Source organism: Dietzia sp. DQ11-44, from assembly GCF_014145205.1.
In the GTDB taxonomy this organism is placed as follows: Bacteria; Actinomycetota; Actinomycetes; order Mycobacteriales; family Mycobacteriaceae; genus Dietzia; species Dietzia natronolimnaea.
Window position 1 is genome coordinate 1 of sequence record NZ_JAALEC010000691.1, and the last position, 5,860, is coordinate 5,860.

General features: G+C 72.4%; 6 protein-coding genes and 1 pseudogene. 3 read left to right on the forward strand and 4 right to left on the reverse strand.

Annotated features, from left to right (window positions below):
• Positions 1-552 (forward strand): annotated as a pseudogene (locus tag G6018_RS15705) (3-phosphoshikimate 1-carboxyvinyltransferase); the annotation flags it as partial.
• A 4-nt stretch (positions 553-556) separates the two neighbouring features.
• The gene (gene rsgA / locus G6018_RS15710; RefSeq protein WP_179524789.1) at positions 557-1,606 is read left to right on the forward strand and encodes a ribosome small subunit-dependent GTPase A; all 1,050 of its coding nucleotides are present in this window, start codon (positions 557-559) and stop codon (positions 1,604-1,606) included.
• 13 nt (positions 1,607-1,619) lie between these two features.
• Here the strand turns inward: rsgA and G6018_RS15715 are convergent, their stop codons facing one another.
• The 4 genes from G6018_RS15715 to G6018_RS15730 form a co-directional block, all read right to left on the reverse strand.
• A complete protein-coding gene (locus G6018_RS15715; RefSeq protein ID WP_179524788.1) occupies positions 1,620-2,738 on the reverse strand; it encodes a ferredoxin reductase in 1,119 nt (372 codons plus the stop codon).
• A 144-nt stretch (positions 2,739-2,882) separates the two neighbouring features.
• Complete coding sequence (locus G6018_RS15720) at positions 2,883-3,404, reverse strand: hypothetical protein (RefSeq protein WP_179524787.1); 522 nt, start codon at positions 3,402-3,404, stop codon at positions 2,883-2,885.
• Positions 3,405-3,466: 62 nt separating this feature from the next.
• Entirely contained in the window at positions 3,467-4,873 is a 1,407-nt protein-coding gene (locus G6018_RS15725) for a wax ester/triacylglycerol synthase family O-acyltransferase (protein WP_179524786.1), read from the reverse strand.
• A gap of 3 nt (positions 4,874-4,876) precedes the next feature.
• A complete protein-coding gene (locus tag G6018_RS15730; protein WP_179524785.1) occupies positions 4,877-5,287 on the reverse strand; it encodes an HAD-IA family hydrolase in 411 nt (136 codons plus the stop codon).
• A gap of 131 nt (positions 5,288-5,418) precedes the next feature.
• On the opposite strand from G6018_RS15730, the gene G6018_RS15735 reads away from it, so the two are divergent.
• Positions 5,419-5,860 (forward strand): hypothetical protein (locus G6018_RS15735; protein ID WP_241732181.1); only part of this gene is annotated, 442 nt, incomplete at its 3' end.

Consider the following 5,860-nt stretch of genomic DNA (forward strand, 5'->3'; position numbering starts at 1 on the left):
TCCGCCGTCACCGGCGGGTCCGTCCGCGTCCCCCGCTGGCCGGTCTCCACCACGCAACCCGGGGACGCCATCCGCGGGATCCTCCGGGACATGGGCGCGTCCGTCACCCTGGAGACCGCCGACGGGGCCGAGCACGGAACCCTCGTCGTCGTCGGGCCCGACCGCCTCTCCCCCGTCGAGGCGGACCTGTCCGCCATCGGTGAACTCACCCCCACGATCGCCGCGCTGTGCGCGCTCGCCGACGGCCCGTCACGGTTGACCGGGATCGCGCACCTGCGCGGGCACGAGACCGATCGCCTCGCCGCCCTCGCCGCCGAACTCGGTGCGGTGGGGTGCGGCGTCACGGAGCTCGACGACGGCCTCGAGATCGTCCCGGGCCCCCTGCGCGGTGCCCCGTGGCGCGCCTACGCCGATCACCGCATGGCGACCGCCGGCGCGATCATCGGTCTCGTGGTGCCGGGGGTCGAGGTGGACGACATCGACTCCACCGCCAAGACCATGCCGGGCTTCACCTCGATGTGGACCGCCATGCTCGCCGGGCGGGCGATGTAGGGCCATGGCCACCAGGCGGGGCGGGAGCGGGGCGCGCGGCTGGGACGAGTCCGACATCCGGATCCGGCCGGGCAAGGGGTCCAGACCCCGCACCAAGCGCAGGCCCAGCCACTCCGACGCCGCGTCCGCGATGGTCGTGAGCGTCGACCGCGGACGCTGGGGATGTGTGCTGCTGGACGACGGCCCGGACCACGTGGCCGGGACCCGGATCGTCACCATGCGGGCCCGGGAGCTGGGCCGCACGCCGATCGTCGTGGGCGACCACGTCGGCGTGGTGGGAGACCTCACCGGCACCCGGGACACCCTGTCGAGGATCGTCCGGGTCGAGGAGCGGAGCACGGTCCTGCGCCGGACCGCCGACGACTCCGACCCCTACGAGCGGGTGGTGGTGGCGAACGCCGAACTGCTGCTGATCGTGGTCGCGGTCGCGGACCCCCCGCCGCGCGCCGGCTTCGTCGCCCGCGCGCTCGTGGCGGCCTATACCGGCGGTCTCGATCCGGTCCTCTGCCTGACCAAGGGGGATCTCGACGACCCGTCGGTCTTCGCCGCCGAGTTCGAGGCGCTCGACGTCCCCGTGCTCCGGACGGGGATCGACGACGACCTCACCGCGCTGCACGAACGGATCGACGGTCGGATCTCCGCCATGATCGGCCACTCGGGCGTCGGCAAGTCCACGCTCGTCAACCGCTTGATCCCCGACGCCCACCGGGCGACCGGCGTGGTCTCCGGAGTCGGCAAGGGCCGACACACCTCGACCCAGTCGGTCGCCCTCGAACTGGGTACCGGGGGCTGGGTGGTGGACACCCCGGGGATCCGCAGTTTCGGCCTCGCGCACGTCTCGCCCGACGACGTGGTGGCGTCGTTCTCCGACCTGGACGCGATCGTGCAGGACTGCCCCCGGGGCTGTACCCACCAGGGCCCGCCCGCGGACCCGGAGTGCAGGTTCGACGCCATAGCCGACCCCGCCGTGCACCGGCGCGCCCTGGCCGTCCGCGAGCTCCTCGGCGTCCTGCAGTCCAACGACGCGTGGGCGCTGGGGACCGATCAGGACTGACGCCCCGCCGCGGTCAGAGCTTGAGCTCGACGTCCCCCAACGCCACCGAGATGCACGTCTGGATCCGCTCGCCGGGGCCGTGGTCGGTGCCGTTGCGCAGGTCGCGGACATGCCCCTCGTCGAGTCCCACGACGCAGGTCTGGCAGATGCCCATCCGGCAGCCGAACGGCATCTGCACGCCCACCTGCTCGCCGCCCTCGAGGATGGTGGTGGCACCGTCGAGCTCCACCGTCTTGCCGGTCGAACCGAACGTGACGGTCCCGCCCGAGGCCCCGGCGTCCCGGTTGACCGTGAAGCGCTCCACGTGGAGATCGTCGCGGCCGGTGGCGTCGAAGTGCTCGTCGAGCTCGTCGAGCATCGCGTTGGGGCCGCACGCCCAGGTCGGCCGCTCCGACCAGTCGGGGACGAGGGCGGACATCTGGCGGGAGTCGATGCGGCCCTCCTCGCTGGTGACCCGCAGGTGCAGGACGTACCCGGGCTGGGTCTTCTCGAGGGCGCGCAACTCCTCCAGGAACAGGGCGTCCTCCCTCTCGCGCACCGAGTGCACGTGGACGACGTCGGGGAACGGCTCGGTGACCGAGCGGCGGTCCAACGAGCGGAGCATGCCCATGACCGGCGTGATGCCGGATCCGGCCGTGACGAACATCAGCTTGGGCGGCGTCGGCGTGGGCAGGTGGAAGTCCCCCGCCGGGGCGGCGAGGCGGACGATGGTGCCGGGCTCGACGGTGCCGACGATGTGGTTGCTGAGCAACCCCTCGGGCAGGGCCTTGACGGTGACCGAGTACTCGCCACGACCCGTGGTGGGCGCCGAGGTCAGGGAGTAGGAGCGCCAGGTCCAGCGGCCGTCGAGGAGGACGCCGATTCCCAGGTACTGTCCCGGCTGGTAGTGCGGGGTCGCGCCCCACCCGGGCTTGATGACGAGGGTGACGGTGTCCTCCGCCTCGCGGCGCACCGTGACCACCTCTCCACGCAGCTCCCGGGAGGACCACAACGGGTAGATGAGCGAGGAGTAGTCGTCCATCCGCAGCGGGTGGGTGAGGCGGTTGAGGAAGCGATGCGCGGCCCGCGGTTCGGGAACCCTCGCGGCCGCTGCCCGCAGTACACGGTTGAGTCCACTGGTCGACTCGGTCACTGGTGCCTCCTTGGGGCAGGGAACCGCGCGACCCGAGGACCGGGCCGACGGTGCCGGAGATGAGAACCTACGGTAGCGAAGGTTAGCGCCTGGCGGACACCGCACGGGCGTGATCCCGGTAACCGGGACGGCCCTCCGGGGTTCTCAGAGCAGATTGAGCAGGAACGGCAGCTCCGCCGCGTCGTACCAGGCGAGATCGAGGTCGAGAGCGTCCCCCACGGTGAGTTCGGCGTCCTCGTCCCCCAGGTCGGCGCGATCCACGGCCGCGACCGCGGCCTCGACGGGGCCGGCCGCGCCCGCGAGGTCCACGTGGACGGCCGCGACCTCGTCCATCGCCACGGTCCCCCTCGTCAGGCGGACGACCGCGGTGTCCAGGTCGGGCCGGGGCCGGGCGTCGGCGTCGGGGACGTCCACACTCACCACCACGCGGCGGTACGGGTGCGCCTCGTGCACCGCGCCGGAGTCGATCTCACCGCCGAGCAACCGGAGCGAGGCGCGGGCGGCCTCGAGGAACGCGACGTGCTCGATCTCCTCGGTGTCCCCCTGGGCATACGACTCGACGAGCGCGGGGGTCGCGGCGAACGCGGTCGCGCTGCGTACGGGCATCTCCCCGCCGTCGAGCAGGGTCTCCAGCATCGCGAGCGTGGCAGGGATGAACAGGCGCATGGTGGTGCCTTCCTCGGGTGGGCGGGGCCGGTCGGCGGTCGGTACCGGTCGGCGGGTACCGGTCAGCGGGCGGTCCCGGTGAGCTCGTCGAGTGCCGACGAGATGAGCTCACCGATCTCCTCCACGTCCGGAACCGCCTGGCGATCCGCCGTGAATCCGCAGTAGACGATCCCCGAGTAACTGCTCATCGACACGGCCAGCGCCTGACCGTCGAGCAGCGCGGGGACGGGGTAGACCTCGGCGAGCTCGCCGTCGCCCCAGAACATCTTGTGCTGCGGTCCCGGTGCGTTGGTGACGACCAGGTCGTAGCTGTCCGACGGCAACATGATCGCCGCCCGGGAGCCCAGCGCGTGCAGGGTGGGCGGGGCGAATCCGGAGAGGCGGGCCAGCGACTTGGCGCCGACGGCCTGCCTCGGGTGGCGCTGTGTGGCCGTCTCCCTCGAGATCTGCGCGAGCCGCATCCGGGGATTGGGCTCCCCCACCGGCATGCCGATGAGGGCCGAGGCGATCTCGGCGGAGGTCGCCTCGGCCGAGACCTCCGACCCCTCGACCGGTCCGGTCTCCGAGGAGACCGCCATCGGCACGATCGCCCGGAGCGTGTCGGCCGTCGAGAGCGGGTGGCCGCAGGACAGGATCCACGAGCGCAGCGCCCCGCACAGGACGGCCAGGACCACGTCGTTGACCTTGCACCCGTGCTCCCTGGCGATCGTCCGCGCCTGGTCCAGGGGGAACGAGGCCAGTCCCACGCGGCTGCCGCGCGGGCGGGAGGTCCGGAACATCTCCGCCAGCCCCCCGGGCGGTCGCAGGACCGTCAGACTCGCGGCCCCGACCAGACCACGGCTCGCCCTCTCCACCGCGTTGACCAGTCGTGCCGAGCGCCGGACCAACTCCAACGGGTCCGTGGCGATGGTGATGAGCGCGTCCAGGACGAGCACGCCGTCGCCCGGCGAGGGCACGGGGGTCCAGGTGGCCACCTCGTCCACGTCCGCGGACGCCCTCTCGTCGGTCATGAGTACCTGAGCGAGGTCCACGGCGTTGGGGCCGCCCAGGAGGACGTGATGGGTCTTGGTGAGAACAGCCAGCCGCCCGTCGGCGAGTCCCTCGATGAGGTAGAGCTCCCACAGCGGTCGGCCGGGCTCGAGCGGGCGGTCGACCAGCCTGGCCACCAGATCGGCGAGCTGGCGCACGCCCCCGGGAGCCGGCAGTGCGGACCTGCGGACGTGGAAGCTCAGGTCGAAGTCCGGATCGTCGACCCAGACCGCCCGCGCGAGCCCGAACGGGACGTACCGGATGCGCTGGCGGAACCTGGGGGCGTCGGCGAGTCTGGCGTCGACGAACTCCATGACGCGGTCGATGTCCCACGGATCGTCCCGGGAGACGAGCGCGAGGGAACACGAGTGCCGACTCCGCGATCGGGTGGCGTCCCCGAGGAGCAGATCCGCGTCCGCCGTCGCCAGCCTGGTCGCCACGGGTCAGACCGCCTCGTCCAGCCCGAGCAGTCCCCGGATCTCCACGGCCGCACGGTCGAACACCTGGTAGAACACGCCGATCATGCCGGTCTGGACGGCGCCCAGGACGTTCTCGATGGCGTCGTCGACCATGACGCACTCCCGGGGCTCCAGCTCGAGCCGTCGCGCCGCCTCGAGGAACGCCTCGGGATCGGGCTTCTCGACGCCGGTCCGGCCGCTGAGCACCACGTGATCGATGCCGTAGGCGCGGGCGTCCTCACGCACCCGATCGGCCCCCGGCCCCTCGGGCTCGTTGCTGAGGACCGCCAGGCGCACGTCGTTGGCACGCGCACCGAGAAGGATCTCCCGCCAGCTCTCGCGGTCCTCATCCGTGCCGTCCAGCACCCCGAAGTAGTCGACAATCAGTCCTCGCATGGGGACAGCCTAGGCAACGCCCGTCGACGGTGCAGGAGCGGAGCCGGAACCGACCGCCCGTCCCCGTGCGTCAAACGACATAGAAGAACGCGAGACCGGCCCGGTCCTCGCCGGAGGGAGCAGGAGAACGCATGGCCCCGACACCCGTGTCACCGCCGTCGACGGGACGATCCACGCCCTGTCGGGACGCCTCGTTCGACGAGTGCAGGGTCAGACCACTCCCCTCCACGGAACCCGTCTCCGCTGCCCGACGGCACGACCGGATGAGCCCACCGGTCGCGGATCCGGTGGCGGTCCCGGTGCCCGTGCCGGACCCCGAGCACGCGGTACCGGTCCCGGCGAGGCGGGCGGCCCACGCCCTGGTGATCATGGCCCTCGAGGTCGTCGACCGGAAGCGGGCCCCACACCACACCCGGGGCGCGTTCCCACCCCACCTCGTCGAGATGCTCAGGACCCTGGCCCGCGGAGGGGTCCCCGGCCGGCACCTCGGTCCCGCTCGGGTCCACCGCCTCCACATCCACGCCGCCGATCCCGGGGCCCCCGGCGGCGGTGTCGCTCCCGGATCCGGGGACG

Bases quoted from the DNA above. Each gene is read 5' to 3' on its own strand.
- G6018_RS15720 (WP_179524787.1), bottom strand. From the start codon at position 3,404: ATGCGCCTGTTCATCCCTGCCACGCTCGCGATGCTGGAGACCCTGCTC.
- rsgA (WP_179524789.1), top strand. From the start codon at position 557: ATGGCCACCAGGCGGGGCGGGAGCGGGGCGCGCGGCTGGGACGAGTCC.
- G6018_RS15730 (WP_179524785.1), bottom strand. From the start codon at position 5,287: ATGCGAGGACTGATTGTCGACTACTTCGGGGTGCTGGACGGCACGGAT.